The organism is Lawsonibacter asaccharolyticus (genome assembly GCF_022453915.1).
Lineage (GTDB): Bacteria > Bacillota > Clostridia > Oscillospirales > Oscillospiraceae > Lawsonibacter > Lawsonibacter asaccharolyticus.
In genome coordinates, this window is record NZ_CP091870.1 from 586,295 (window position 1) to 611,588 (window position 25,294).

The 25,294-nt window shown below is 61.8% G+C and carries 20 protein-coding genes; 6 read left to right on the forward strand and 14 right to left on the reverse strand.

The window, feature by feature from the left end; translation table 11 throughout:
- Nucleotides 1-127: 127 nt before the first annotated feature.
- On the forward strand, nt 128-1,489 hold the full coding sequence (locus tag L9O85_RS02680; RefSeq protein WP_050625349.1) for an MATE family efflux transporter: 1,362 nt from the start codon (nt 128-130) through the stop codon (nt 1,487-1,489).
- Nucleotides 1,490-1,588: 99 nt separating this feature from the next.
- Here L9O85_RS02680 and L9O85_RS02685 read toward each other — a convergent pair whose 3' ends face one another.
- From L9O85_RS02685 to L9O85_RS02710, 6 genes are all read right to left on the reverse strand, one after another.
- Nucleotides 1,589-3,670 (reverse strand): sodium-translocating pyrophosphatase, encoded by a 2,082-nt coding sequence (locus L9O85_RS02685; RefSeq protein ID WP_108981504.1) that lies wholly within the window; start codon nt 3,668-3,670, stop codon nt 1,589-1,591.
- 172 nt (nt 3,671-3,842) lie between these two features.
- Nucleotides 3,843-5,279: a TrkH family potassium uptake protein gene (locus L9O85_RS02690; RefSeq protein WP_050622634.1), complete on the reverse strand. Its 1,437-nt coding sequence runs from the start codon at nt 5,277-5,279 to the stop codon at nt 3,843-3,845.
- On the reverse strand, nt 5,276-6,673 hold the full coding sequence (gene trkA / locus L9O85_RS02695; RefSeq protein WP_050622633.1) for a Trk system potassium transporter TrkA: 1,398 nt from the start codon (nt 6,671-6,673) through the stop codon (nt 5,276-5,278). The genes L9O85_RS02690 and trkA overlap by 4 nt, the downstream gene beginning before the upstream one ends.
- Before the next feature lie 132 nt (nt 6,674-6,805).
- Nucleotides 6,806-7,408, reverse strand: a complete 603-nt coding sequence (locus tag L9O85_RS02700; RefSeq protein WP_133248258.1) for a hypothetical protein — start codon at nt 7,406-7,408, stop codon at nt 6,806-6,808.
- Between the two features lie 442 nt (nt 7,409-7,850).
- Nucleotides 7,851-8,333 carry a hypothetical protein gene (locus L9O85_RS02705; protein WP_301579471.1) on the reverse strand — a complete coding sequence of 161 codons (483 nt, stop codon included), beginning with the start codon at nt 8,331-8,333 and terminating at the stop codon, nt 7,851-7,853.
- Nucleotides 8,326-8,769 carry a hypothetical protein gene (locus tag L9O85_RS02710; protein WP_276852932.1) on the reverse strand — a complete coding sequence of 148 codons (444 nt, stop codon included), beginning with the start codon at nt 8,767-8,769 and terminating at the stop codon, nt 8,326-8,328. Before L9O85_RS02710 ends, L9O85_RS02705 begins: the two co-directional genes overlap by 8 nt.
- Before the next feature lie 192 nt (nt 8,770-8,961).
- Between L9O85_RS02710 and L9O85_RS02715 the strand changes: the two genes are divergently transcribed.
- Nucleotides 8,962-9,171: a hypothetical protein gene (locus tag L9O85_RS02715; protein ID WP_133248257.1), complete on the forward strand. Its 210-nt coding sequence runs from the start codon at nt 8,962-8,964 to the stop codon at nt 9,169-9,171.
- A gap of 190 nt (nt 9,172-9,361) precedes the next feature.
- On the opposite strand, the gene L9O85_RS02720 is transcribed toward L9O85_RS02715, so the two are convergent.
- Together L9O85_RS02720 and L9O85_RS02725 are read right to left on the reverse strand one after the other, a co-directional pair.
- A complete protein-coding gene (locus tag L9O85_RS02720) occupies nt 9,362-9,985 on the reverse strand; it encodes an AAA family ATPase (protein WP_301579474.1) in 624 nt (207 codons plus the stop codon).
- Nucleotides 9,982-11,361: an MATE family efflux transporter gene (locus L9O85_RS02725; RefSeq protein ID WP_301579476.1), complete on the reverse strand. Its 1,380-nt coding sequence runs from the start codon at nt 11,359-11,361 to the stop codon at nt 9,982-9,984. Before L9O85_RS02725 ends, L9O85_RS02720 begins: the two co-directional genes overlap by 4 nt.
- A gap of 672 nt (nt 11,362-12,033) precedes the next feature.
- Between L9O85_RS02725 and adhE the strand changes: the two genes are divergently transcribed.
- On the forward strand, nt 12,034-14,634 hold the full coding sequence (gene adhE, locus L9O85_RS02730) for a bifunctional acetaldehyde-CoA/alcohol dehydrogenase (RefSeq protein WP_050622626.1): 2,601 nt from the start codon (nt 12,034-12,036) through the stop codon (nt 14,632-14,634).
- A 124-nt stretch (nt 14,635-14,758) separates the two neighbouring features.
- On the opposite strand, the gene L9O85_RS02735 is transcribed toward adhE, so the two are convergent.
- The 3 genes from L9O85_RS02735 to L9O85_RS02745 all read right to left on the reverse strand — a co-directional run bounded on the left by L9O85_RS02735 (nt 14,759) and on the right by L9O85_RS02745 (nt 17,678).
- Nucleotides 14,759-16,081 carry an MATE family efflux transporter gene (locus L9O85_RS02735; RefSeq protein WP_108979676.1) on the reverse strand — a complete coding sequence of 441 codons (1,323 nt, stop codon included), beginning with the start codon at nt 16,079-16,081 and terminating at the stop codon, nt 14,759-14,761.
- A 184-nt stretch (nt 16,082-16,265) separates the two neighbouring features.
- The gene (locus L9O85_RS02740) at nt 16,266-17,015 is read right to left on the reverse strand and encodes an alpha/beta hydrolase (RefSeq protein ID WP_108979675.1); all 750 of its coding nucleotides are present in this window, start codon (nt 17,013-17,015) and stop codon (nt 16,266-16,268) included.
- Between the two features lie 114 nt (nt 17,016-17,129).
- The gene (locus L9O85_RS02745; RefSeq protein ID WP_301579479.1) at nt 17,130-17,678 is read right to left on the reverse strand and encodes a hypothetical protein; all 549 of its coding nucleotides are present in this window, start codon (nt 17,676-17,678) and stop codon (nt 17,130-17,132) included.
- A 294-nt stretch (nt 17,679-17,972) separates the two neighbouring features.
- On the opposite strand from L9O85_RS02745, the gene L9O85_RS02750 reads away from it, so the two are divergent.
- Nucleotides 17,973-19,307, forward strand: a complete 1,335-nt coding sequence (locus L9O85_RS02750) for a CCA tRNA nucleotidyltransferase (protein ID WP_301579480.1) — start codon at nt 17,973-17,975, stop codon at nt 19,305-19,307.
- Nucleotides 19,308-19,374: 67 nt separating this feature from the next.
- On the opposite strand, the gene L9O85_RS02755 is transcribed toward L9O85_RS02750, so the two are convergent.
- The 3 genes from L9O85_RS02755 to bilS all read right to left on the reverse strand — a co-directional run bounded on the left by L9O85_RS02755 (nt 19,375) and on the right by bilS (nt 21,714).
- Nucleotides 19,375-20,169 (reverse strand): ZIP family metal transporter, encoded by a 795-nt coding sequence (locus L9O85_RS02755; protein ID WP_108979672.1) that lies wholly within the window; start codon nt 20,167-20,169, stop codon nt 19,375-19,377.
- A gap of 87 nt (nt 20,170-20,256) precedes the next feature.
- Nucleotides 20,257-21,216 carry a tRNA dihydrouridine synthase gene (locus L9O85_RS02760; protein ID WP_256182773.1) on the reverse strand — a complete coding sequence of 320 codons (960 nt, stop codon included), beginning with the start codon at nt 21,214-21,216 and terminating at the stop codon, nt 20,257-20,259.
- A 9-nt stretch (nt 21,217-21,225) separates the two neighbouring features.
- The gene (bilS, locus tag L9O85_RS02765) at nt 21,226-21,714 is read right to left on the reverse strand and encodes a flavodoxin family protein BilS (protein ID WP_157954645.1); all 489 of its coding nucleotides are present in this window, start codon (nt 21,712-21,714) and stop codon (nt 21,226-21,228) included.
- Nucleotides 21,715-22,020: 306 nt separating this feature from the next.
- On the opposite strand from bilS, the gene L9O85_RS02770 reads away from it, so the two are divergent.
- Together L9O85_RS02770 and L9O85_RS02775 are read left to right on the forward strand one after the other, a co-directional pair.
- On the forward strand, nt 22,021-24,303 hold the full coding sequence (locus L9O85_RS02770; RefSeq protein ID WP_301579484.1) for an S-layer homology domain-containing protein: 2,283 nt from the start codon (nt 22,021-22,023) through the stop codon (nt 24,301-24,303).
- A 331-nt stretch (nt 24,304-24,634) separates the two neighbouring features.
- Nucleotides 24,635-25,144, forward strand: coding sequence for a cob(I)yrinic acid a,c-diamide adenosyltransferase (locus L9O85_RS02775; protein WP_108979668.1), 510 nt, complete (start codon nt 24,635-24,637; stop codon nt 25,142-25,144).
- Nucleotides 25,145-25,294: the final 150 nt, after the last annotated feature.

Below are 25,294 nucleotides of genomic sequence, written 5' to 3' on the forward strand. Positions count from 1 at the left end.
GAAATCTTGACAAGCAGGGGATGCATCTATATAATAAATATGTTTCGCATTTGGACGAAAACACTCGAATCGGATCATAAAGGAGGCAGTCGGGTTGAGTACAGAAAACCAGGCGCAGGAAAACAAAATGGGGGTCATGCCGGAAAACCGGCTGCTGCTGACCATGGCGATCCCCATTGTCATATCCATGCTGGTCCAGGCGCTTTACAATGTGGTGGACAGCGTCTTTGTGGCACAGCTGAGCGAGGACGCGCTGAACGCCGTGTCGCTGGCCTTTCCGGTGCAGAATCTGATGATCGCCGTGGCGGTGGGCACCGGTGTGGGCATCAACGCCCTGCTGTCCAAGAGCCTGGGCGAGGGCAACCAGGCCAAGGCGGACCGCACCGCGATGAATGGACTGTTCCTCAGTGCCCTCAGTTTTCTGGTGTTCGCAGTCATCGGCCTGACCTGTTCCCGCCTGTACTTCACCATCCAGACGGACATCCAGCGGATCGTGGACTACGGCGAGAGCTACATGATGATCTGCTGTGTGTGCTCTTTCGGCGTGTTCTTCCAGATCACACTGGAGCGGACCCTCCAGGCCACCGGCCGTACGCTCTATACCATGTTCACCCAGGCCACCGGCGCCATCATCAACATCATCCTGGACCCCATCATGATCTTCGGCCTGTTCGGCTTCCCCAGGATGGAGGTGGCCGGAGCGGCGCTGGCTACTGTTACCGGACAGATCGTGGCGGCGATCCTGGGCCTGTTCTTCAATTTAAAGAAGAATCCGGACCTCCATCTGTCGGTGCGGGGCTTCCGGCCCAGCCGCACCATCATCGGAGGTATTTACAGCGTGGGCATTCCCTCCATCGTCATGCAGTCCATCGGCTCGGTGATGGTCTTTGGGATGAACCAGATCCTGATCGCCTTCACCCAGACGGCCACCGCCGTCTTTGGCGTGTACTTCAAGCTCCAGTCCTTCATCTTCATGCCCGTCTTTGGATTGAACAATGGGATGGTGCCCATCGTGGCCTATAACTACGGCGCGCGGAAGCCCGCCCGGATCATGAAGACCATCAGGCTCAGCGTCTGCTACGCAGTGGGCATCATGCTGGTGGGGCTGCTCATCTTCCAGTTTGCCTCCCCCGCGCTGCTGCGGCTCTTCCAGTCCGGGGAGAGTGCCTCCGGCGATCTGCTGCGCATCGGAGTGCCGGCACTGCGTATCATTTCTTACAGCTTTTTGTTTGCAGGCTACTGTATCGTGGCCACTGCCGTATTCCAGGCACTGGGGCACGGCGTGCTCAGTCTGGTGGTCTCTGTTGTCCGGCAGCTTTTCGTACTGCTTCCAGTGGCTTTCCTGCTCTCCAGGGTCGGCGTGCTGGACTGGGTCTGGTGGGCCTTCCCCATCGCGGAGCTGGTGGCGGTAGTCCTGTGTACGGTGTTCCTGAGACATGTGTATCACAAGGAGATCGCCCCTCCAGCAGGAGAACGGGAGGCCGCCTGAGCAGGGGGGAGTCCAGAGGATCAGCCCCGCTTTTTTCTGAAAATAAAAACAGTCCGTAATTCTTCCGAGAAGAATTACGGACTGTTTTTGCGTTGGGGTTTAACCCAGCAGATGGAAGGCCACGATGAGACCGGAGAAAACGATGGACACGGTGGAACACAGCTTGATGAGGATGTTCAGGGAGGGGCCGGAGGTGTCCTTGAAGGGATCGCCCACGGTGTCTCCCACCACGGCGGCCTTGTGGCACTCGGAGCCCTTGCCCCCGTGATGGCCGGATTCGATGTACTTCTTGGCGTTGTCCCAGGCACCGCCGGCGTTGGACATGAACACGGCCATGGCAAAGCCGGTGACGGAGACGCCGCCCAGCAGGCCCGCCACACCGACGGGGCCCAGGATCAGGCCGGTGAGGATGGGGACGATGATGGCCAGCAGGGCGGGCTTCACCATCTCCCGCAGAGCGCCCTTGGTGCACAGGGCCACGCAGGAGGCGTAGTCGGGGTCTGCCTTGTACTCCATGATGCCGGCGATCTCCCGGAACTGGCGGCGGACCTCCAGCACGATGGACTGGGCGGCGGTCTGCACCGCGCTCATGGTGTAGGCGGAAAAGACGAAGGTGAGCATGGCGCCGATGAACAGCCCCACCAGCATCAAGGGATTGGTGAGGGACAGGTCCAGGGTCTCCGGGGTCTTCTCCTGGACGATGCTCACATAGGACACCAGCAGGGCCAGGGCGGTGAGGGAGGCGGAGCCGATGGCGAAGCCCTTGCCGGTGGCTGCGGTGGTGTTGCCCAAGGAGTCCAGAGCGTCGGTGCGCTCGCGAACGGCCTCAGGCAGGCCGGACATCTCGGCGATGCCTCCGGCGTTGTCAGCCACGGGACCGTAGGCATCGGTGGCCAGGGTGATGCCCAGAGTGGAGAGCATTCCCACTGCGGCGATGCCGATGCCGTACAGGCCCAGGTTGAAGGACTGGCTGCCGCCGGCGGCGTAGAAGCTGACGATGACCGCCGCGGCCACGATGAGGATGGAGGCCATGGTGGACTTCAACCCCAGGGAGATGCCGCCGATGATGATGGTGGCGGAGCCGGTCTCAGAGGCGTCGGCCAGCTGCTGGGTGGGCTTGTAGGTGTCAGAGGTGTAATACTCGGTGAAATAGCCGATGGCGCAGCCGCCCACCAGCCCGCAGAGGATGGCGATGTAGACCCCCCAGTTCCCCAGCATGAGATAGGTCAGGGGGGCGGCGGCCACGGCGGAGAGGGCCGCAGCCAGATAAGTTCCGGTGCGGAGGGAGGTGAGCAGGGACTTCTGGGTGGCATCCTCCTTGGTCTTGACGAAGAAAGAGCCGATGATGGAGCAGACGATGCCGCAGACGGCCAGCATCATGGGCAGGATCATGCCCGCCCAGCCGTACCCGGCGATGGCGCCCAGGGAGAAGGTGGCCAAGATAGAGCCCACATAGGACTCGTACAGGTCGGCACCCATGCCGGCCACATCGCCCACGTTGTCGCCCACGTTGTCCGCGATGGTGGCGGGGTTGCGGGGGTCATCCTCCGGGATGCCAGCCTCCACCTTGCCCACCAGATCGGCGCCCACGTCGGCCGCCTTGGTGTAGATGCCCCCGCCCACCCGGGCGAACAGGGCCATGAAGGAGGCGCCCATGCCGTTCATCACCATGATGTTCCCCAGGGTGAGGGGGTCGTCGATGCCGGCCACGAAGCGGAGGATGACGAACCAGATGGAGATGTCCAGCATGCCCAGACCCACCACAGTGAAACCCATGACAGAGCCGGAGGAGAAGGCCACCCGCAGGCCCTTGTTCAGACTCTCGCTGGCGGCCTGAGCGGTGCGGGCGTTGGAGCTGGTGGCAATTTTCATGCCCACGAAGCCGGCCAGCATGGACCAGATACCTCCGGTGAGAAAGGCGAAGGGGGTGAACTGAGAGAGCATCTCTCCCCCAGTGGCAAAGGCCATCACCAGCAGGACGAGGAAGACCACCAGAAAGACCTTCGCCACAGTGGTGTACTGGTGCTTCAGATAGGCGTTGGCCCCCTCCCGAATGGAGGCGGCGATCTTGGCCATTTTGTCACTGCCTTCGGAGAAGGTCATGACCCTGCGGCTTTGGAGCCAGGCAAACGCAATGGCAATGGCCGCGCCCACGAAACCGATCCAGAACAGATTGTCCATCATTCAACACACTCCTTCGCGCTTGGAAAAAGGGCCCCCGCCAGAGCGGAGGCCCTTCCATGCAACCGCTGTTATGGTCATATTGTACCATACTAGACGGGCTTTGCAATAGAGAATTTATCGTTAAGTAAAAAACAAACCGCGGGAATGGAGAAAAAACGCAGAGATCTGCCTAGACCCGGCGCCAAGTACTGCGGCTGAACATGACTAAAATTGGGAAGATCTCCAGGCGGCCGATGATCATGCACAGGGAGAGGACCAGCTTGCTCAAGGGGGAGAAAGCGGAGAAATTGCCGGCCGGTCCCACCGCGCCCAGTCCCGGGCCTGTGTTGCTGATGCAGGTGATGACGGAGGTAAGGGTCTCGGTAAAGGGAAAATCGTTCAGGGCGACCACCAGGGAGGCACCTAGGGTGATCATGGCATAACAGGAGATAAAAAGGAGCACGGAGGCGAGCGTGGACTCGTCCACCGGCTTGCCGTCCAGCTTCACGATCTCCACAGAGCGGGGGTGGATGATGCGGTGGACCTCCCGGCGGATGGCCCGGCCAGCCAGCAGGATGCGGGAGCATTTGATGCCGCCGCCGGTGGAACCGGCACAGGCGCCGCACAGCATCAGCAGGATAAAGATAATTTGAGAGAACTGAGGCCACAGGCAGAAGTCTGCCGTGGCGAAGCCGGTGGTGGAGATGATGGAGGAGACCTGAAAAAAGGCATAGCGCAGGCACTGGAGAGGCCCCTGATACAGGTGCCGGATGTTGAAGGCGATGACGGCGGTGGACAGGCCCACCACCACCAGGAAAAAGCGCAGCTCATCGCTCTGAAGCACTTCCCGGAAGCGGCGGCACAGCAACAGGAAGTACATGGCGAAATTGATGGAGAACAGCAGGGCGAAGACGGCGATGATCATCTCCAGCACGGGGTCGCCATAGGCGCCTACACTGGCATTGCGGTTGGAGAAGCCGCCGGTGCCCGCAGTGGAGAAGGCGTGGATAAACGAGTCGTACAGAGGCATGCCGGCCAGCTTCAGCAGGGCGACCTCGGCCAGTGTCATGGCGCAGTAGATCCCGTAGAGGATCTTGGAGGTCTGGGACTGCTTGGGGACCAGCTTGGAAAAGACCGGGCCCGGGGTTTCCGCTTGGGTGAGGTAGTGAGAACGGATGCCCAGGGAGGGGAGCAGAGCGGTGAGCAGCACCAGCACGCCCATGCCGCCCATCCAGTGGGTGAATGCCCTCCAGAACAGGATGCCACGGGGCTGGGCCTCGATGTCGGTGAGGATGGTGGCACCGGTGGTAGTGAAGCCGGACACCGACTCAAACAGGCAGTCCACAAAGGAGGGGAAGGTGCCGGAGAAGTAGAAAGGGAGCGCCCCCATCACGCCGGTGACCAGCCAGATCAGGCCCACGGCAAAGAAGCCCTCCCGGGCGTAGAAATGCCGGGTGGCGGGTACAGCGGACAGGGCCAGTCCCAGAATGGCCATCAGCAGGATGGTCAACAGGAAGGGGGCGGGGTCCTCCTGGTACAGCAGGGCGACCGCCAGCGGCAGGAGCATGAAGAATGCCTCGACCAGCAGGACGCGGCCCACCAGCCGGGATACCAATTTCAGATTCATGACATGCCCCCCGGGGCAGAGAAGGTGTGCTCGCCCTCGTCATAGATGTCGTTGAGATCCTGAAGACGCCTGTCTCGGGAGATGAGGATGACAGAGTCCCCCTCTTGGATGGACGTGGAGCCTTCCGGGATAATGATCTCGCCTCCCCGGGCCACCACGGCCACCAGAATACCGGGCTTCAGGGACAGGTCCCGCAGGGGCGTGCCCAGATGGCGGGTGGAGGCGGTGACGGTAAACTCCATGGCCTCGGCGGCCCCATCCGCGATGCGGTACAGAGCGTTCATCACGCTGCCCTGGGAGTTCTGCATCCCCCGGACCACCTGGAGAATGTGGGAGGTGGCCAGCTGCTTGGGGGAGATGATGCTGTCCAGACCAACGGCCTGGGCGATACGGTTGTAGTTCTGCCGGTTGGATTTGGTGATGACTTTGGAAAGGCCCAGCTGGGCGGCGTACAGGGAGATGATGAGGTTGTCTTCATCCCGGTCGGTGAGAGCCACGAAGGCATCACAGGAGGAGAGGTTCTCTGAGTCCAGAAGCTCCTGATCGGTGCCGTCGCCGCAGATGATGGTGGAATGGGGGAGCAGTTCACTGAGAAAACGGCAGCGGGCCTCGCTGAGTTCTACGATCTTGACCTGCATCTGCATCTTCTCCAGCAGGATGGCCAGATACAGAGAGATCTTACCGCCGCCCACGAGAAAGACCCGCCGCACCTTGGGGGTGTAGCGGCCCAGAAGGCGGAAGAACTGATCCAGGCCGGTGGGACGGCCGATGAGGTAGAGATTATCCCCTGCCTGGGGGACAAAGGAGCCGTTGGGGATGATGACCTCGCCGTCCCGGTCTACGGCGCAGAACAGGAGGGAGAGCTTTTTGACCTGGCTGGACAGGTCCTGAAGCGGATTGCCCACCAGAAAGTCTTCCTCCATCAGGCGGAAGCCCATCAGCTCCACCCGGCCCCGACAGAAGGTCTCGATATTGGCGGCGGAGGGGAAGCGCAGCAGCCGGGAGATCTCCACAGCGGTGGCATTCTCCGGATTGATGACCATGTCGATGCCCAGGTCCCGCTTCAGCTCCGCCAGGCCAGAGGTGTACTCCTGGTTCCGGATCCGGGCGATGGTGTAGCTGGTGCCCATTTTTTTGGCTGTGAGGCAGCAGACCATGTTGACCTCATCGGTGCTGGTGGCAGCGATCAACAGATCGGCGTGCTCTGCCCCAGCTTCCCGAAGGACGGCGGCAGAGACACCATTTCCCTTGACGGACATCACATCCAGCGTGTCAGAGGCACGGCGCAGGGCGGCCTCATGGGTGTCCACGATGGTGATGCTGTGGTCCTCACTGGCGAGCTGGTCGGCCAGGCTGAAGCCCATTTTTCCATTGCCAACGATGATGATATCCAAAACGCAGCACATCCTGGAAAAGATTTACGGCAAAAAGCAAAAGAATATGAGGCCCAGCCGTATCCGGGCCCAAGCAAAGAAAAATGCGCCCTCGACCGAACCGGAGCTGGAGAGGGCGCGTTTTAAAAGGGACTAGATCGTCCACTGACTGTGGATGATGCCTACCAGCTGCCAGCAGGAGTCGGAAGGGGAGAAGACCAGCTTCAGGGAACACCAGTCCAGCCCGGCGTTGGCGGGATCCAGGCCGGGAAAATGAAACTCAACGAAACGGCAGCCGGGGTATGCCTCGGTCAAATTTTCCAAAGCGTTGCCGCTCTGCAGAATACGGTCCACTCCGATCTCAGGAGCCTGGGTGTAGTCGGTATTGAACACATAGGTGGAGAAATATTCGGCTGGAGTCAGCTCGATCAGGCTGCCCAAGCCGTCGGACACGCCCCAGGTGTACACCGTCTGATCAGTGGAGAACTGCCGGACCTGAGCGGCAGTGAAGCGGAGGTCGCTGTCCCGGTCAACAGTGGAATAGGGCGTAAAGGTAACGCCCTCCTCCGGGTGGACGAAAGCGGCCAGAGTATCATAATCCCGCTCCTGAATGGCGCGGACCACTGCACAGGCAGAGCTGAGCAGGGGAAAGTTGTCGCTGGAATTGAACGCTGGCAAGGTATTTGCAGAGCTGCTGCCGGAAGCGGAGGCAGACCCTGCGGAGACAATAATGGAGTTGACCACAGACGGGGTCATGGCCGTCTCCCGCTCTTTCCAGGGAAGGTACTGGGCGGGGCACAGGGTGCCCACAAAAAATCCGAGAAAGAGGGCTAAGAAGCCAGTTATAATGGCAACGCGTTTGATAAAACTCATCTCCTTGCGGCAGAATGAAAAGCATATGAGATCCCCTCTATCCCCGCTCGAGTATCTTTCAGACGGGGAAGAATAGGATAAACTGCAAATTCAAAATAGATTCTGGGAAGCTATTGTAGTACAAAATTGATAAGACGTCAAGCATGGCCTGTCTGAAAGCCGCGCTTTCCGAAAAAACGCAAAGAAAAAATGGAAAAATAAAAATAAAAAAGAATAAAATGGAAGATAAAATTCACGATTTAAAATAAAAACGACTGGGCGCCGTCCTGCGACGGCGCCCAGTCGATCGATAAGGTACGAGAGAAAATAGGATCGGAACAGCCTGTCAGGAGAAGGAGCTCCCTTGGACGGAGCCTAGATCCTCCCAGCTTGCCGGCAGTTCGCTAGGACTGTACGCGTTCCTATCCTGACGGGAACGCCAGACGCGTCCGCCGAACACACAGCACTCTCCCGTCTGCCACAGTCCCCGACTGCCCTGAGGCGGGAGGTAGTCCTTGGCCCGGGCGGGGTCCGTGGTGTGGCAGATGTCCCACAGGGAGAAAGCCAAGTCCGGGCTCCAGCCCGGCTGACCGGTGGCGTCGTGCTGCTGCCAGAGGCGGTAGACCTGTCCGTTCCACCGGTAGGGCTTGCCCACCGGAGTCTCTTCCGTGAGATAGGAGCGGGGGCGCCAGGTGGGGATGGCCTGCTCCTCCGCGATCAGGGCGGTGCCGTCGGCCTCGCCGGACACAGACCGCCCTGCCAGGGCCAGGGCGTCTGCCCCGCCCCGGTGTTCCAGCTCCTCCAGGGCCAGGGTCACGATGTCAGCCACAGAGCTCCACCCCCTTCTGATAGGCATCCTCCAGCTCTGAGCGCAACTGGGCGGCGCTGCCTGCCTGCTCAAGCGCCGCGATCATCGACTCCTGCTCTTGGAGGAGCGCCTGCTTCTCCTGAAGAGTATCCTCCAGCTCCCCCAACTGGGCCTGGAAGCCGGCCACATCCCCCAGATACTGCTCCGCTGTCTGGAGAAGCACCGTGTAGCTGCGGGTAGCGTGGGCGTACCGGATGTCCCGGACCTGAAAGCCATACCCTGCGGGCAGCGGGCTTTCCCCCACAACGGCGGGGCGGGACCAGTCGATCTGCTCGATACGGGCCAGCTCCGCCATCTCCCGCTCAAAGACGGCCAGATAGGTCCCGTTGGCGCTTCCCCGCAGGATCAGCCCGCAGGGAACGCCGTCCACCTGGATCTTGTTTGGATACAAGCTCATTGTGTTCTCTCCTCTCTGAACTGTTGTGCCGCCATGCGGCCGGGAATATCCCCCTAAGTGTGGCGGGACGGCCCTCTCAGTTGCCCGGTGCCGTACACCTTGCCCCAGGATCTCCTGGCGGGCCCCGGGAGGCACACCCGTCCGGCTCCGGCATATAATGGGGGTGCATCCACTTGATGTGAGGTGATCCTTTTGACAACGATGCAAGCCACCGTCCTCCAGGTGGGGAACGGTCAGCTCCTGGTCCAAGACCAGAGCACATCCCAGCAGGTCCTTGTGAATACGTCCATCGCGGGCTGTTTTGCCGTAGGCAATCAGGTGTTCATCACCTATAACGGTGTGATGACCGCCAGTATCCCGCCCCAGATCAGCGCGATGAGCATCTGCCTGATCCGCAGCTGACGCGGTGATGGGAAAAGCGCCCCGGACGCCTGAAAAGGCGTCCGGGGCGCTCAGCTTGTGGAAAAAGACTCGCGTAGTTCGCGCCCGCAGGCGCGAATCAAGTTCTGACCTGTTTTCCCCGGCGGCATGTGCGTCAGGGGAAACACTTGCAGCCTGAGACTTTTTCGACAGTCTCTTTTTCGGCCGCGGGTCAGGGGGTCCCCTGCTGGGAGAACCAGGAGCGGGCATACTCCGCCACCAGGGGGGCCAGCGTCTTCAGGGACAGGCCGGTGGTGTTCACGCACAGGTGATACCCCTCCCGGCTCCCCCAGGGCAGGTCGGAGAGCATGGCGTGGTGCCGGGCCCGGTGCTGGTCCACCTGCCGGAGCTTCCGCTCCAGCTCTCGGGGAGTGAAACGCTCGTCGTCGGAGCTGCGCTCCCGGCACCGCCGGAGCCTGGACTCCAAATCGGCGTAGACGAACAGCTTCAGGGGGCGGTGCTCCGCCAGGATCAGGTCCGCGTTGCGGCCCACAATGATGCAGTCCCCGTGGGCGGCCAGGGCCCGGAGGACGCGGCGCTGCTCCTGAAGCAGCTGCCGGGAGTCATGGGGCATGGAGGGGAGATAGGCAAAGGTGCGGCCGATGGTCAGTGGGACGCCGCGAAAGTGGCCCTGCTCCAGCGCATCCTCCACATAGCCCTCGTCCAGTGCATTCCTCCGGGCAACGGCGGAGATGATCTCGCGGTCGTAGTAGGGCCAGCCCAGGCAGTCGGACAGCCGCTTGCCCAGCTCCCGGCCGCCGCTGCCGAACTCCCGGCTGACGGTAATGATCTTCATGGATCGGCACTTCCTTTCAAAGAGGCATGGCTCTGTCCAGCGGAGCGGCGCTCCAGAAAGAGGAACATGGACAGACAGAGCAGGATCTGGACCACAGAGGAGGCAGGAGTGCTCAGACCGATCTGGAAGAGGGTGGCCCCCGCCGTGCGGCTCATGAGATAGGCTACAGGGATGCGGACGAAGAAGGCACCTATGATACCCTGGATCATGACGAACAGGGTCTTTTCACAGCCATTGTAGTAGCCGGTGAAGCAGAAGAGAAAGGGAGTGAGCATGCAGTCGATGGCATAGGCCTTCAGATAGCTGTGGGAGGCCGCCACGACCTCCGGGTCGGGGGAGAAGATGGCGGAGAGAAGGTCACCGTGGAAGAAGGTGAGCAGGGCCATCACCAGGCCGGCCGCCACAGAGGTGAGGATGCCATACTTCAGGGCCTTTTTCGCCCGGATCGGGTTGCCCGCCCCCATGTTCTGGGCCACAAAGGAGGACATGGACTGCATATAGGCGGAGGGGACCAGCATAATGAAGACGCACACCTTTTCCGCCACCCCCACGCCGGCGGAGGCCGCCACGCCGAAGGAGTTGACGATGGCCTGGATGAGCAGGAAGGAGGTCCCCACCAGCAGCTCCTGGAGGGCCACCGGCGTGCCCAGCCGCAGCTCAGCGCCGATAATGTCCCGGTGGAAGCGCAGGTGTCGCCGGGAGAAAGCGAAGGGCAGAGACCGGCGGCGCAGGCGGATCAGGAACAGGGAGACAAGCACGCTGACGGTCTGGGCGGCCACGGTGGCCAGGGCGGCCCCGGCGGCCCCCATGTGGAACCCGGCCACCAGGAGCAGGTCCCCGAAGATATTGATGACGCAGGCGATGGCAACGGTGAGCAGAGGGGTCCTGGAGTCGCCGATCCCCCGGAAAATGGAGCCCAGGACGTTGTAGGCCACAATAAAGAGGGAGCCGGCCCCGCAGAGGCGGATGTACAGCACCGTCTGATGGAACGCGTGCTCAGGCGCGTGCATGAGCCGGGCCAGTACCTCGGCTCCACCCACCAGGACGGCAGTGAGCAGGACAGCGAAGCAGGCGAACAGGCAGATGCCGCCGCCGATGGCGCGGCCCGCATCCTCCGGCTCCCGCCGGCCGATCCGCTCCCCCACCAGAATGGTGATCCCCATGGACAGGCCGGTGACAACCATGGTGACAGTCTGGAGCAGCATGCTGCCGGTGGCTACGCCGGAGACGTCCGCCGTCTGGGCAAACTGGCCCACCACCAGCAGGTCCACGCCGCCGTAGAGCGCCTGCAGGAACAGTGTGAAGAGAACCGGAACGGCAAAACGGATCAGAGAGCTGAAGATGTTCCCCTCCGTCAAGCTGCGCGGTCGTCCCATTTTATCATTCCTCCTGAGTATTTTGTCGCGGCCCGAAGAAAGGCTGTGCCCCGGCAGTCCGGGTGGTCCGCGCTATAACAAAAGCCGGATAAGTTCAGCAGACATCTCAGTCTGCCGCCTTATCCGGCTCATCATTTCCAGCGAATGACTTGCCCTCCGAGCGAGCGGCATTTATTTTATAACAGGTTCCGAGGAAATGTCAAGGGCGAAAATGATGCAGTTTCCGGCCCCGGGCCAAGCGCCCCCAGATCGAGGGAGCGCCCGGCGGTCTTCCGGGGGCCTGCGCAGGGGAGCATATCATGCGCTTATTATACTGGGGGGCGGCTCACTGGGGAGACCGGCCTCTGCATGGTGCGTAGCCTTCCGTTCACCGTGCGGCGGGGGACACGTCCGTTCTGCTGACCTGACTGGATGGAAGGGGGCCCCTGCGGCGGCACGGTACACCAGAGGTTTTTTAGATCTTTCCGGAAATAAGAAGACATGCGGAAACGGGTCATCAGAGCGGAGCTCTCCATTTTGGGCGATTTTCACAAAAAAAGAGAAAAGATATCATGGAAATCTCCTCTTTACAAATGACAAAATGTTTGTTAAAATATTGACAATAGAATCGTTAAAAAATTAACGATTCTGAGGGGCGGGCCACCGCTCCATTTGGAAAGGAGATACAGCGATATGGCAAAGAAAGCCCAGTATTCTGTGGTAGACAGCAAAGAGAGCTTCGAGGCACTGTTGACCCGGGTCCGTCAGGCCCAGCAGGAGTTTGCCCGCTATTCCCAGGAACGGGTGGACGCCATTTTCAAGGCCGCTGCCATGGCGGCCAACCAGGCCCGCATCCCTCTGGCCAAGGAGGCTGTGGCGGAGACCGGCATGGGGGTCGTAGAGGACAAGGTCATCAAGAACCACTACGCCTCAGAATATATCTATAATACCTATAAGAACGTGAAGACCTGCGGCGTGGTGGAGGAGGACCCCGCCTTTGGCGTGAAGAAGCTCCTGGAGCCTGTGGGGGTGATCGGTGCGGTGATCCCCACCACCAACCCCACCTCCACCGCCATCTTTAAGGTGCTGCTGGCCCTGAAGACCCGCAACGGCATCATCATCAGCCCCCACCCCCGGGCCAAGGGATGCACTGTCTCCGCCGCCAGGCTGGTGCTGGAGGCGGCGGTGGCCGCCGGCGCGCCGGAGGGCATCGTGGGATGGATCGACGTGCCCAGCCTGGAGCTCACCGGCCTGCTGATGGCGGAGGTGGACCTGATCCTGGCCACCGGCGGACCAGGCATGGTGAAGGCGGCCTATTCTTCCGGCAAGCCCGCCGTGGGCGTGGGCGCTGGCAACGTCCCTGCCATCATCGACAGCTCCTCCGATGTGGCCCTGGCGGTCAGCTCGGTGATCCACTCCAAGACTTTTGACAACGGCATGGTGTGCGCCTCGGAGCAGAGCGTCATCGTCCTGGACCCCATCTACGACCAGGTGAAGGCGGAGTTTGCCGCCCGGGGCTGCTACTTCCTGAAAGGAGAGGAGACGGACAGGGTCCGAAAGACCATCCTCATCGACGGCTCCCTGAACAATCAGATCGTGGGCCAGAGCGCCCACCGCATCGGCGAACTGGCCGGCATTCAGACGCCTGAGACCGCCAAGATCCTCATCGGCGAGGTGGACAGCGTGGAGCCCTCTGAGGAGTTCGCTCACGAGAAGCTCTCCCCCGTGCTGGCCATGTACCGGGCCAAGGACTTTGACGACGCGCTGGACAAGGCCGACCGCCTGGTGGCCGACGGTGGCTACGGCCACACTGCCTCCATCTACCTCAATGCGGTGACTCAGCGGGAGAAGCTGGACCGCTTCGCCCAGCGGATGAAGACCTGCCGCATCCTGGTGAACACCCCCTCCTCCCAGGGAGGCATCGGCGACCTGTACAACTTCAAGCTGGCCCCATCCCTGACTCTGGGCTGCGGCTCCTGGGGCGGCAACTCCGTGTCGGAGAACGTGGGCGTCAAGCATCTGCTGAATATCAAGACCGTGGCGGAGAGGAGAGAGAACATGCTCTGGTTCCGGGCACCTCAGAAGGTGTATTTCAAGAAGGGCTGCCTGCCCGTGGCCCTGCGGGAGGTGATGGACAAGAAGAGGGCGTTCATTGTCACCGACCAGTTCCTGTACGCAAACGGTTACGCTAAGCCGGTCACTGACCAGCTGGACCAGATGGGCATCGCCTATGACGTGTTCTATGACGTGGCTCCCGACCCCACCCTGGCCTGTGCCAAGACGGGCGCGGAGCGGATGCGGGCCTTCGGACCTGACTGCATCATCGCCATCGGCGGCGGCTCTGCCATGGACGCGGGCAAGATCATGTGGGTGATGTACGAGCACCCCGAGGCCGATTTCATGGACATGGCCATGCGATTCATGGACATCCGCAAGCGGGTGTACACTTTCCCCAAGATGGGGGAGAAGGCCGCCTTCATCGCCGTCCCCACCTCCGCCGGTACCGGCTCTGAGGTGACCCCCTTTGCCGTCATCACCGACGAGCGCTCCGGGGTGAAGTACCCCCTGGCGGACTATGAGCTGATGCCCACCATGGCCATCGTGGACGCGGACATGATGATGAACGCCCCCAAGGGGCTCACCGCCGCTTCGGGCATCGACGCTGTCACCCACGCCCTGGAGGCCTACGCCTCTATGATGGCCACCGACTACACCGACGGCATCGCCCTGCGGGCCCTCCAGATGATCTTCACTTACCTGCCCCGGGCCTATGACAACGGCCCCAGCGACCCGGAGGCCCGGGAGAAGATGGCCAATGCCGCCACGATGGCGGGCATGGCCTTCGCCAATGCCTTTCTGGGAGTGTGCCACTCCATGGCCCACAAGCTGGGTGCCTTCCACCACCTGCCCCACGGAGTGGCCAACGCCCTGATGATCTGCCACGTGCTCCGGTTCAACGCCGCTCAGGTCCCGGCCAAGATGGGCACCTTCCCCCAGTATGACCACCCCCACACCCTGGAGCGCTATGCCCAGGTGGCGGACGCCCTGGGCATCCGGGGCGGGAACGACCAGGAGAAGCTGGATAACCTGTGTGCCGCCATCGAGGAGCTGAAGGCGCGGGTGGGCATCAAGGCCACCATCCGGGACTACGGCGTGGACGAGACGTATTTCCTGGACCACCTGGATGAGATGGTGGAGCAGGCATTCGACGACCAGTGTACCGGAGCCAACCCCCGCTACCCCCTGATGAGTGAGATCAAGGAGATGTACCTGAAGGCCTATTACGGAGAATAAGAAGACAGAAAGGCCGCCCGGCGTGAGCCGGGCGGCCTTTCTGTCCAAAAAGCGGAGAAGCCACGTTCCTGAAAAAGGCACAGTCCAGGAGGCCGCTTCCCCCTTTGGTACTGTGCCGGAGGGATCAGCGGTTCCGGGTGCGCCAATACATGAGGGAGTGGAAGCTCACCACCAGCACCCAGCCCAGGCCGGTGGCCAGGGCCACGCCGGACAGGCCCATGGGGCGTATCAGGGCGTAGGAGAGGATGACCCGGGCGGAGATCTGGATGATAGTGCCGTAGACGGGGACGGTCACCTGTCCCCGGCCCCGGAAGTAGCCCACGAAGGTGTTTCCCAGGAAGCAGAGGATGTAAAAGCACCCCACCATCCGCAGGTAAGCCACACCATTGGTCTGGGTGAAGGAGGAGGTCTCCCCCGCCAGCAGGGCGATGGCGGCGGGGGCGGCAGCGTACAGCAGCACAGACATCACTGCGCCCAGGGCCAGCATCATGAGAAAGCTGGTACGGAACCCCTCCCGCACCCGCCGCTCCTCCCCGGCTCCGGTATTCTGGGCGGTGAAGACAGAGACGGCCTGGGCCCCGCTGTCCCCGAAGGAGTTGGCGAAGCCCTCGATGCGGGTAGTGGCGGTGTAGGCGGAGATCATGGGGGTCCCCATGGAGTTCACCGCCCCCTGGACCAGCAGCTTGCCGATGTAGAGGCTGGACTGGTGCAGGGCGGACACCGCCCCATAGCTCACCGTCCGGCGGAGCAGGCCCCGGTCCAGCCGCCGGTCCTCCCGGCGGAACAGGAGCTGGGGATAGCGCCGGGCCAGATAGAGCAGGCACAGCGCCACGGAGAGCAGCTGGGCCAGCACCGTGGCCCAGGCCGCCCCGGCGATGCCCATGCCCAGCCGGGCCACGAACAGCAGATCCAGAGCCAGATTGGCGGCCATAGCCGCCAGCAGGGCCAGCAGGGCGGAGCGGGTGTCTCCCACAGAGCGCAGGGCGGCGGCGCACAGGTTGTAAAAGAAGGTGGCCAGCAGGCCGCCGAAGATGACCACCAGATAGTCCGCGGCCAGCCGGGCCACGTCCTCCGGGGTCTGCATCAGGGTCAGCAGGGGCCGCAGCAGGAGCAGGGCGGCCAGGCTCAGCACCAGGGTGAACAGGCCGCCGAAGACAGAGGCCAGAAACCCCTCCTGCCGGAAGCCGGCCAGATCCCGGCTGCCATACTGCTGGGCAAAGAGGACGGAGATGCCTGTGCAGCAGCCGCTGAGGAGAAAAAGGAACAGGTTCATCACCGTCCCCGCCACCCCGATGGCGGCAAAGGCGGTCTCCCCGGCGAAGCGGCCGATGACCATGGCGTCTATGGTGTTGTACAGCTGCTGGAGGATGTTCCCAAAAATCAGGGGGAGGGCCAGCGACACCAGCTGGGGCGGGATGGAGCCCCGGGTCAGGGCGGCGGTCTCCACAGCGTGTCACCTCACAGTTTCATCAGGTGAGATCAGGATAGCACAGGGAGAAACAGTTGTAAAATAATTGTTTTCTCCCTATAATATATAAAAAAGTTGTATTTTGGGGTGAGACAGGTGACAGAGCTGGACACCCTGCGGGCGGAGCTGGTCCAGGTCGAGGGCATCGAGCTGTGCTGAGGGCTCAGGGGGCCAGGTAGAACTCCAGGGCCTCCCGGACCACCAGCTGGGGCATGCCGGGGCCGGACAGGCTGTGGTCCCCGCCGGGCACTTGGATGAGACGGGCGCCGAAGGTCTGGGCAAAGCGCCGGGCCGCCTCCGGCGAGGCGGTCTGGTCCTCATCCCCGTGGATCATACAGACCCGCTCCTCCCCGGAGCGGTACAGTTGAAAGAGGTCGTGGGCATCCAGATCCGCCAGGAAGGCAGGGGTCAGCTTCAGGGGGCGGACGTAGCCCTGGTCCAGCATGAGGAAGCCCTGCCGCGCCAGCTCCTCCGCCTGCTCCGGCGTGGGGGTATGGAAAAGCAGGGGCATCTCCACCGCCGCGCTGCGCAGGAAGGACCGCGTCCCCCGGTGGGGGCGGGTGGACAGGTAGATCAGATTCAGGTAGGCCCCGAAGCTGGAGGAGAAATAGACCACCCGGGCCCCGGGGGCCAGCTCCAGGGCCCGGGCCTCTGCCCGGGCCAGGTCGTCCAGGCAGTGGCGGATGCTCAGAGCGTCCCCGTCCACCGGGCTGTCCCCGTGAGCGGGGAGGTCCAGTGCCAGGGTGCCGATGCCGTGCCGGGGGAGCTCCCCGGCCAGCAGCTGGGCGGTGGGGCTGTCCTTGCTGCTGCCGAAGCCGTGGGTGATGAGGCAGACCATGGACTCGCCGCCCTGGATGGTATGCCGGCAGGGGATGTTATATCCGTTGAGTCCGGAGAGAAGTTCCTGTGTCATAAGCGCTCCTTTCAAAGGGCGAGGGCCCCTTTTTCTGCTGCACTGCCAAAAGCTGATTTGAAAATACCACAGCAAAATGACCAGGCGGGCAACTGACGGTCAAACTGGCAGTTATCATTCTGTTTTTATCTGAATTGTATCGTTTAGAAATACCAATTCTCCTGATTCAATGAGTTCATCTTGCATATAAGCGCGCTTTTCAACAATAAGAGAATCCTCTTGCATATTAAGAACATAGTCAAAATTGCCTCTGTCTGAAAGATCATAACTTGCACCGCCGGCATAGTCGTAAATTATGATTCGATCATCGATGATTCCTGAACCAAAACTTATGGTTGAACAAAGCTCTGGATTGCCATCACCTGTTAAATCATAGAAATAAACGCTCCAAATTGGCATTCCATCATAGAGCGGAATTGTTGTCCCATCTGCCACAGCCTCTAATCGCTCTGGATGCCAGCGAAAAGTAACTCCTGAAAATTCGTCCAAATCATACTCTTTAACGCCATCCCAAGCCATTTCATCCCCATTAAGGCAATCAAACCATTTGATGACATTGTTAGAGTTCAAAGGTTCACTGCTCTCAGATACAGGTACTTCCTCACAACCTGCCAATAGCAGAAAAAGCGCAAAGAAAAGCATGATTGAAACTGCCTTTTTCATTGCCGCTCCCCTCCCTGATTTGAATTTATTCCTCTGAATTATACCACGGTCAACTCTATCACTTCAACATGCAATGAGCGAGATTGCCAGCGTCCAAATTCAGTGGGACTTAAAATAAATTCCCAATTCCACCTTGAGTTCCTGTGGCTATGGAGCCATTTGAGACACAAGGCTCAGCCACATTTAAAAATGAAAAATAAGAAGGAGAGGCGGGACCCGCCGTTGTCAGCCAGGACAGACTCTGCTAGAATAGGAGAGAGACCGACCGGGGCTCTCTGGAGAGGAGGAATGGAGATGGAGGGATGGGACCTGCGGGCGCTGGCGGTGCTGGAGCGGCTGAACGCTGCGGGACACCGGGCCGTCCTGGTGGGAGGCTGCGTCCGGGACAGGCTGATGGGCCGGACGCCCCACGACTATGACGCGGCCACCTCCGCCCGGCCGGAGCAGATCCGGGAGGCCTGTGCCCCCATGCGGGTGGTGGAGACCGGCGTGCGGCACGGGACGGTCACCGTTCTGTCCGGCGGCCTGCCGGTGGAGGTGACCACCTTCCGCCGGGAGGGGCGGTACACCGACCACCGCCGCCCGGACCGGGTGGAGTTCACGGGGGATCTGGGGGAGGATCTGGCCCGCCGGGACTTCACCATAAACGCTATGGCCTGGGAGCCCTCCGGCCTGACTGACCCCTTCGGAGGCCGGGCCGACCTGGCGGCGGGGGTCATCCGCTGCGTGGGGGAGCCGGAGCGCCGCTTCGGCGAGGACGCCCTGCGTCTGCTGCGTGCTCTGCGGTTCGCTGCCCAACTGGACTTCCGGATGGAGGAGGGGACGGCCGCCGGCGTGCGTGCCTGCGCCCCCCAGCTGGCCTGCGTCTCCCGGGAGCGGGTGGCGGAGGAGCTGAAGCGGCTGGTCTGCGGCCCGGCGGCGGGCCGGGTGCTGCTGGACTGCCCGGAGGTCCTCACCGGGCAGGTGCTGCCCGAGCTGGCTCCCGCCGTGGGCTTTGACCAGCGCAATCCCCACCACAGCTATGACGTCTACACCCACTGTGTCCGGGCTCTGGAGCGGGTCCCGGCGGAGCCGGGGCTGCGGCTGGCGGCCCTGCTCCACGACGTGGGGAAGCCGGGGTGCTGTACCGTGGACCGGGAGGGGGTGGGCCACTTTTACGGACACGCCGCCGCCGGGGCGGAGCTGGCGGACGCCTGCCTGCGCCGCCTGCGGCTGGACAATGCCCTGCGGGAGCGGGTGGTCACCCTGATCCGGCGCCACGACCTCCAGCTGGAGCCGGAGCCCCGGCTGGTGAAGCGGTGGCTGGGGCGGCTGGGGCCGGAGCTCTTCTTCCAGTGGACCGCCCTGGCCAAAGCGGACGCCGGGGCCAAATTTCCGGACCGGGCTCCGGGGGCAGCCCGCTGGGAGCAGGTGGAGGCATTGGCAAGACAGATCCTGGCCGAGAGGCCCTGCCTCACCCTGCGGGACCTGGAGGCGGACGGAAACGACGCCCTGGCCCGGGGCCTGCGGGGGCCCGCGGTGGGCCGGGCGCTGGCCGCCCTGCTGGAAGAGGTGATGGAGGGCCGTCTTCCCAACCACCGGGCCGAGCTGATGGCCGAGCTGGACCGTTTGGCGGGGAGGAAGCGCTGAGCGCTCCGTTGCCTGCTGGGAGCACAAAACAGGACCGGGGGACAGCGCGGGCTGTCCCCCGGGGCATTTATCCCAGCATCACATCCAGCAGCATCATCACCAGGAAGCCGCACATGACGCTGGCGGTGCCCACATGGGAGTGCTCCCCCAGGTGGGCCTCCGGGATCAGTTCCTCCACCACCACATAGATCATGGCCCCCGCGGCGAAGGAAAGGACCCAGGGCATCACCAGGGAGACGCTGCCCGCCACCAGTACAGTGAGCAGGCCGAAGATGGGCTCTACCACGCCGGACAGGGCGCCCGCAGCGAAGGCCCTGCCGGTGCCCACGCCGTCGGACCGGAGGGGGAGGGAGATGGCGGCCCCCTCCGGGAAGTTCTGGAGCCCCATCCCGATGGCCAGGGCCACTGCCCCGGCCAGGGCGCCGCTGCCGGTGTCCTGGGCGGCCATGGAGAAGGCCAGCCCCACCGCCATCCCCTCCGGGATGTTGTGCAGGGTGACGGCCAGTACGATCATGGTGGTGCGGCTCAGATGGGCGGGCAGCCCTTCCGGATCGCTGCTGCCGATGTGGAGATGGGGGGTGAGCCGGTCCAGGACCATGAGGAAAGCCCCGCCCAGCAGGAACCCGCCGCCCACCGGAAGGGCGGGGGACTGCCCCATCTCCTCCGCCATTTCCATAGAGGGGATGAGCAGGGACCACACAGAGGCAGCCACCATCACGCCGGCTGCGAAGCCCAGAAAGATCTTCTGGGTGGCGGGTTTCAGGTCCTCCCGGAAGAAAAACACCATGGCGGCTCCCAGCACGGTGGCCAGACAGGTAAAGCCGGTGCCGATGGCGGCAAAGGTAAGTTCTCGGATCAGCATAGCGACCTCCTGCCCCAGGGACTGGGGCACGTTCAGTTTATGTAGAGCGGGGCCATTCTATTTGGGCGTCCCCGCTCCTGGGGCGGGTCAGAACAGAAACCCGGGCTCCAGGCCGGGCAGGAGCTCCAGCTCCCGGAACATCCCGGCAGTGAGGGCCTCAAACTCCGCCGGGTCCGCCGCCTTGCGCAGCTTTTTGGCATAGCTTTCCGGGTCCCGGAAGAGGTGGATGAGATAGGACCAGAGCTCCTTCATCCGCAACATGGCGTTGCGCCGGCTGCCGAAGTCACGGGCATAGCCCTCATAGAGGGCGTCGTGGAACGCGCGGAGGGTGTCCCGGTCCGCGCCGGGCCCGCCCTTGGCCTTGGAGGCCAGCGCCGGGTCGGCCACCAGCCCCCTGCCCATCATCAGACCTGCGCCGGGGAAGCGGACAGAGAAAGCTCGGCAGTCCGCCGCTGTCACCAGGTCTCCGTTGTAGCACAGGGGGGTGCGGCTGGCGGCCAGGATGGCGGGGAACAGCTCCGGCCGGGCGGGGCGGCGGTACAGGTCCTCCCGCACCCGGGTGTGGACAATGAGCTGGGCGATGGGATACTTGTTGTAGATGTCCAGGATGGGCCAGAACTCCTCCGGGTCCTGGATACCCAGACGGGTCTTGACAGAGACGGCAGTGGGGGAGGCGGAGAAGATGTCCTCCAGCAGGTGGTCCAGTTCCTCCGGCCGCCCCAGCATCCCGGCCCCCTTCCCCTTGGCGGTGACGGTGCCGGAGGGGCAGCCCAGGTTCAGGTTGACCTCCCGGTAGCCCATCCGGGCCAGCTCACCTGCCGCCCAGAGAAAGTCCGCCCCGCTCCGGGTGAGCAGCTGGGGCACCGCATCCAGGTCCCCGTCCTGCTCCGGCAGGATGTCCCGCAGCTCCCGGCGGGTGAACACGTGGTGCTGGCTGGGGGAGAGAAAGGGCATGAAATACCGGTCCACCCCCGGGAAGAACCGGCGGTGGGTCCGGCGGAACAGGGCTCCTGTGATCCCCTCCATGGGGGCGAAAAAGCAGCGCATAGCCTGCAATTACAGACCCGCCGCAGCCAGCAGGGCCTGAGCATCTCTCTCATCAGGGCGGGTGCGGACCGCGTCGAAGTTCTTCAGCAGAAGCTCTGCCTGTCCGGCGGAGACGGGGTCCTGAAGCATGGCCTCATAGCGGCGGCGCACTCCCTCTCCCATGCGCCCAGGACACATGTACCAGCCAATCACGGTGCAGTTCTGGGGGAGTTCACCCTCAAGGCGGCGGATGATCTGAGAAAAATACGCCTGATCCGCACCAAAGCCGGCGGTGCCGAAGAGAAAGATCTGCTTGCCTGCCAGTGAGGGGAGAACAGCCCGCAGACGGTCGGAGCAGGTGCCCTTGTCCGTCCAGAAACCCAGATAGACCAGCTCGGCTTTAGAGCAGTCCAGGGACCCGACTGGACCGCATGGGACGTTGGGCAGGGCATGGGAGAGGGCTTTGGCCAGATATTCTGTGTTTCCTGTGGCGCTGTCATATAAAATGATCTGCTTCATCATTGGGCTCCTTTTTATTCTAAGCAATAGGGACTGATCCTCATGGTGATTATAGCATCCCGGCGGGGCTCTTGTCGACAGCAAGAGAAGGAAAATCATAGCGGTAGGGAGGGAAAATGTTCATGGTAAAATCTTCACAAAATGAAGGAGGCCAAAAATTAAAATTTCATAAATATGCAAGGTATGTTTTGACTTTTGGACAAAAACACAGTAAAATAAAAAGGGGGCTTCTGCCCGATTTTCCGTGGCACGGGGTGGCCGCCCCCAGAATTTTAGGATGACAAAACGCAGGAAAAGGAGAATAGAATGATGAAGACAGGTTTGCGGCGCCTGTTGGCGCTGGCCCTGGGAGCGGGGCTGCTGACCGCGAACACCTACGCGGCCGCCACTACATTCACCGATGTGCCCACCACCTACTGGGGCTATTATTACATTGACCGGGCCGCCACAGAGGGGCTGGTGTCCGGCATCGGAGACAACCAGTATGGACCGGAGCAGACCCTGTCCAACGCCCAGTTCGTCACCATGATCTGCAACATGTTCTATAAGACGGCGGTGGCCGCCAACCAGAACAGCTCCGGCCAGTGGTGGTATCCCTACATGGCCGCAGCCTACTCGGCGGGCATCCTGAGCAACACCACTGTTGCCCAGCGCCGCGCCGCCGCCGGCGGCTGGACCGAGGCCATGGTGAACGCGGAGATCAGCCGCTATGACATGGCCCAGATCATGGTCAACGTGGCCGGCTCCAAGGGGTGGGAGAACCCCAGCGCACTGGATCTGATGGCCGCCCGGATCAGCATCAAGGACTGGAGCACCATCCCCAGCAATTACCAGAATGCGGTGGCCGGGGCTTATGCCAGAAAGCTGCTCAGCGGCGATGAGAACGGCAACTTCAACGGCGCCGCCAGCACCACCCGTGCCCAGGCAGCTGTGGTGCTCTGCTCCCTGTATGACGCCTCCACCACCATCCAGGTGCCCACCTACGTCAACTCCAACCGGCTGGTGAGCGGCAAGACCCCCTCCGAGTCCAACGTGTATGACGACCTGGTGGCCCTGAAGAGCGACTATCCCGAGAACTACCTGTGGGATATGACCCGCAGCTACACCTCCAAGGAACTGGGCACCGCCACCGGCGTGGAGGCCTTTGCCTACATGCTCAGCGACAAGGTGTTCGGCGCCATGGCCGCCAGCAAGCTGAAGGACCCCGCGGACCTGCGGGTGGGCGACGTGGTCAGCTTCGACTCCGGCAGCGACTTCGGCGTGGTGGTCTCTGTGGACCGGAATGACTTCACCTATGTCACCTGTGACAACAGCGGCTGGATCACCTGGAAGGAGACCGCGGACCTGGACGACCTGGACAGCAGGGATACTGTCTACACCCGCTATCTCACCAAGGCCTCCGGCGACGACACCCTGAGCAACGGAGAAAAGGCCACTGAGTCCAACGTGGAGGACCTTCTGGACGACCTGATGGACGACTATGAAGACGGCGACGACTGGGATATGAGCGACCGCTACACCTCCAACGTGTTCGGCTCCGCCAAGGGCGACGAGGCCTTTGCTTACACCATCAGCGACGAGATCTTTGACGAGCTGGATTACAAGAGCGTGAAATATGCCGAGGACCTGCGGGCAGGCGACGTGATCTATGACAGCTGGAATGAGCTGTGGGGTGTCGTGGTGGATGTGGACACCAAGAACGAAGTCTGCACCTACGGCAGCATTGATTCCAAGGACAGGATCGCATGGGATTTCGAGGCTGATTTCGATGACCTGGACGAGATGTACACCCGCTATCCCAGCAGCTCTTCTTCATCCTCTGACGATGAACTGACCAACGGCAAGAGCATCACGGAGAGCAATGTTGAAAAATATCTGAGCGAGTTCGAGGACGACAGGGATTACGGCGATGGCAAAGAGTGGGATGACGATGATGAAGACTTTGCCTGGAGCCTGAGTAATGAAATCTTCGGTGATTTGGATGATACCCGACACAGGCACTCCGATGAGCTGAAGATTGGTGATATCGTGGAGTTGGACGATGGCAGTTATGGCGTGGTCATTGGCATCAGCAAGAGTGATTTCGATTATGTGGGCCTCTATTCCGACGGCGAGATTTGTTGGGACTTTTACGCAGATTTTGATGACATTGATTATATTTATACCCGTTATCCCGACAGCACCTCTTCTGACGACACCTTGAGCAATGGAAAAAAGGTTAATGAGAGCAATGTAGAGGCCCTTTTGGAAAAGAAGCTGAAGGATATTGACTCCTGGGACATGAAGGAATACTATGATTCCAAAGTCTTTGGAGATGATCTGTCTGGAGCCGAAGGGTTTGCCTGGATGCTCAGTGATAAAGTATTTGGAAATTTGGACTATGAGCGTTTGAGCGACAAAAAGGAGCTCCAGGCAGGGGATGTGATCGAGTTCAAAGACGATGATTCCTATGGTGTCGTGACGGATTCGCAGGGAGATAGTGACTACGATTTCTTTTATGTGACTGTAAACAGTAAAGGAAGAATTCAGGAAGACCAAGGGGCAGATTACGAAGATATTTACCGCGTCTACACCCGCTACCCCGACTGATACGCGAACGACAGACCTGACCTCACAGGCGCGCGGCTCAAAAAGCCGCGCGCCTGTTTCATCTCCTTCCCGTCCATCTTCATGCCCCATCTCAGGGGCGTCCCTCCACACGGGCCAATAGGCCGGGCGAGCCTGGGACCTGCCCCTGCATGGAAGCTGGGAACAAATATACCCCGCATGGCGCGCATGCCCTGATCCCGATGTAGGGGCGGGCTGGCCCCGCCGGCCCCAAAGGTATCCCGCCCTGTCACCAGCTTTCCTCAAAAAAGAGGTATATTTTTTCCCAAAAAGCTGGTAGAATAAACCGAAAACATACACAAGGAGTGAGCTTATGGTCCATCTTTACTGCGGAGAGGGCAAGGGTAAGACCACTGCCGCCATGGGGCTGGCCCTGCGGATGGCGGGCCGGGGAAAGCGGGTGGTGGTGGCCCAGTTCCTAAAGGGGGCGGACAGCGGCGAGCGTTATGCCCTGGCCATGCTGCCTCAGGTCACCCTGCTCCCCCTGCCGGAGCGGGTGAAATTCTCCTTTCAGCTCACCCCGGAGGAGCGGGAGGCGGAGCAGGCCCGCTATCTGGCCTTGGCGGAGCAGGCCCGGACACTGGGGGCACAGCCGGACTGCGGACTGCTGGTGCTGGACGAGGTCTGTGCTGCGGTGAACACCGGCCTGCTCCCACTGGAAGAGGTGATCTCCTGCCTGGACCGTGCGGCGGGGGAGGTGGTCCTCACCGGGCGGGACCCCGACCCGGCCCTGGTGGGACGGGCGGACTACATCACTGAGATGGGCAAGCTGCGCCATCCCTTTGACCTGGGGACGGCGGCCCGGCCTGGGGTGGAGTACTGAGGGCAACATCGCCATAAATGTGAAAAAATCGTGAAAAACTCCCGCCGGACAGTTGCAATATTTCGTGCAAATAGGTATAATATTTCCGCGACTGTCAAAGGAGGCCTGTGGGGGCCCCCGGAGGGCGGCGGCGACTTGGGCTTGTTTGAG

Coding starts and splice junctions, on each gene's coding strand:
- L9O85_RS02755 (WP_108979672.1), bottom strand. CDS start 20,169: ATGCTGATCCGAGAACTTACCTTTGCCGCCATCGGCACCGGCTTTACC.
- L9O85_RS02760 (WP_256182773.1), bottom strand. CDS start 21,216: ATGCGCTGCTTTTTCGCCCCCATGGAGGGGATCACAGGAGCCCTGTTC.
- L9O85_RS02750 (WP_301579480.1), top strand. CDS start 17,973: ATGGAGGGATGGGACCTGCGGGCGCTGGCGGTGCTGGAGCGGCTGAAC.
- adhE (WP_050622626.1), top strand. CDS start 12,034: ATGGCAAAGAAAGCCCAGTATTCTGTGGTAGACAGCAAAGAGAGCTTC.
- L9O85_RS02770 (WP_301579484.1), top strand. CDS start 22,021: ATGATGAAGACAGGTTTGCGGCGCCTGTTGGCGCTGGCCCTGGGAGCG.
- L9O85_RS02720 (WP_301579474.1), bottom strand. CDS start 9,985: ATGAAGATCATTACCGTCAGCCGGGAGTTCGGCAGCGGCGGCCGGGAG.
- L9O85_RS02680 (WP_050625349.1), top strand. CDS start 128: ATGGGGGTCATGCCGGAAAACCGGCTGCTGCTGACCATGGCGATCCCC.
- L9O85_RS02685 (WP_108981504.1), bottom strand. CDS start 3,670: ATGGACAATCTGTTCTGGATCGGTTTCGTGGGCGCGGCCATTGCCATT.
- L9O85_RS02745 (WP_301579479.1), bottom strand. CDS start 17,678: ATGAAAAAGGCAGTTTCAATCATGCTTTTCTTTGCGCTTTTTCTGCTA.
- L9O85_RS02740 (WP_108979675.1), bottom strand. CDS start 17,015: ATGACACAGGAACTTCTCTCCGGACTCAACGGATATAACATCCCCTGC.
- L9O85_RS02725 (WP_301579476.1), bottom strand. CDS start 11,361: ATGGGACGACCGCGCAGCTTGACGGAGGGGAACATCTTCAGCTCTCTG.
- L9O85_RS02700 (WP_133248258.1), bottom strand. CDS start 7,408: ATGACCCCGTCTGTGGTCAACTCCATTATTGTCTCCGCAGGGTCTGCC.
- L9O85_RS02710 (WP_276852932.1), bottom strand. CDS start 8,769: ATGAGCTTGTATCCAAACAAGATCCAGGTGGACGGCGTTCCCTGCGGG.
- bilS (WP_157954645.1), bottom strand. CDS start 21,714: ATGAAGCAGATCATTTTATATGACAGCGCCACAGGAAACACAGAATAT.
- L9O85_RS02775 (WP_108979668.1), top strand. CDS start 24,635: ATGGTCCATCTTTACTGCGGAGAGGGCAAGGGTAAGACCACTGCCGCC.
- L9O85_RS02690 (WP_050622634.1), bottom strand. CDS start 5,279: ATGAATCTGAAATTGGTATCCCGGCTGGTGGGCCGCGTCCTGCTGGTC.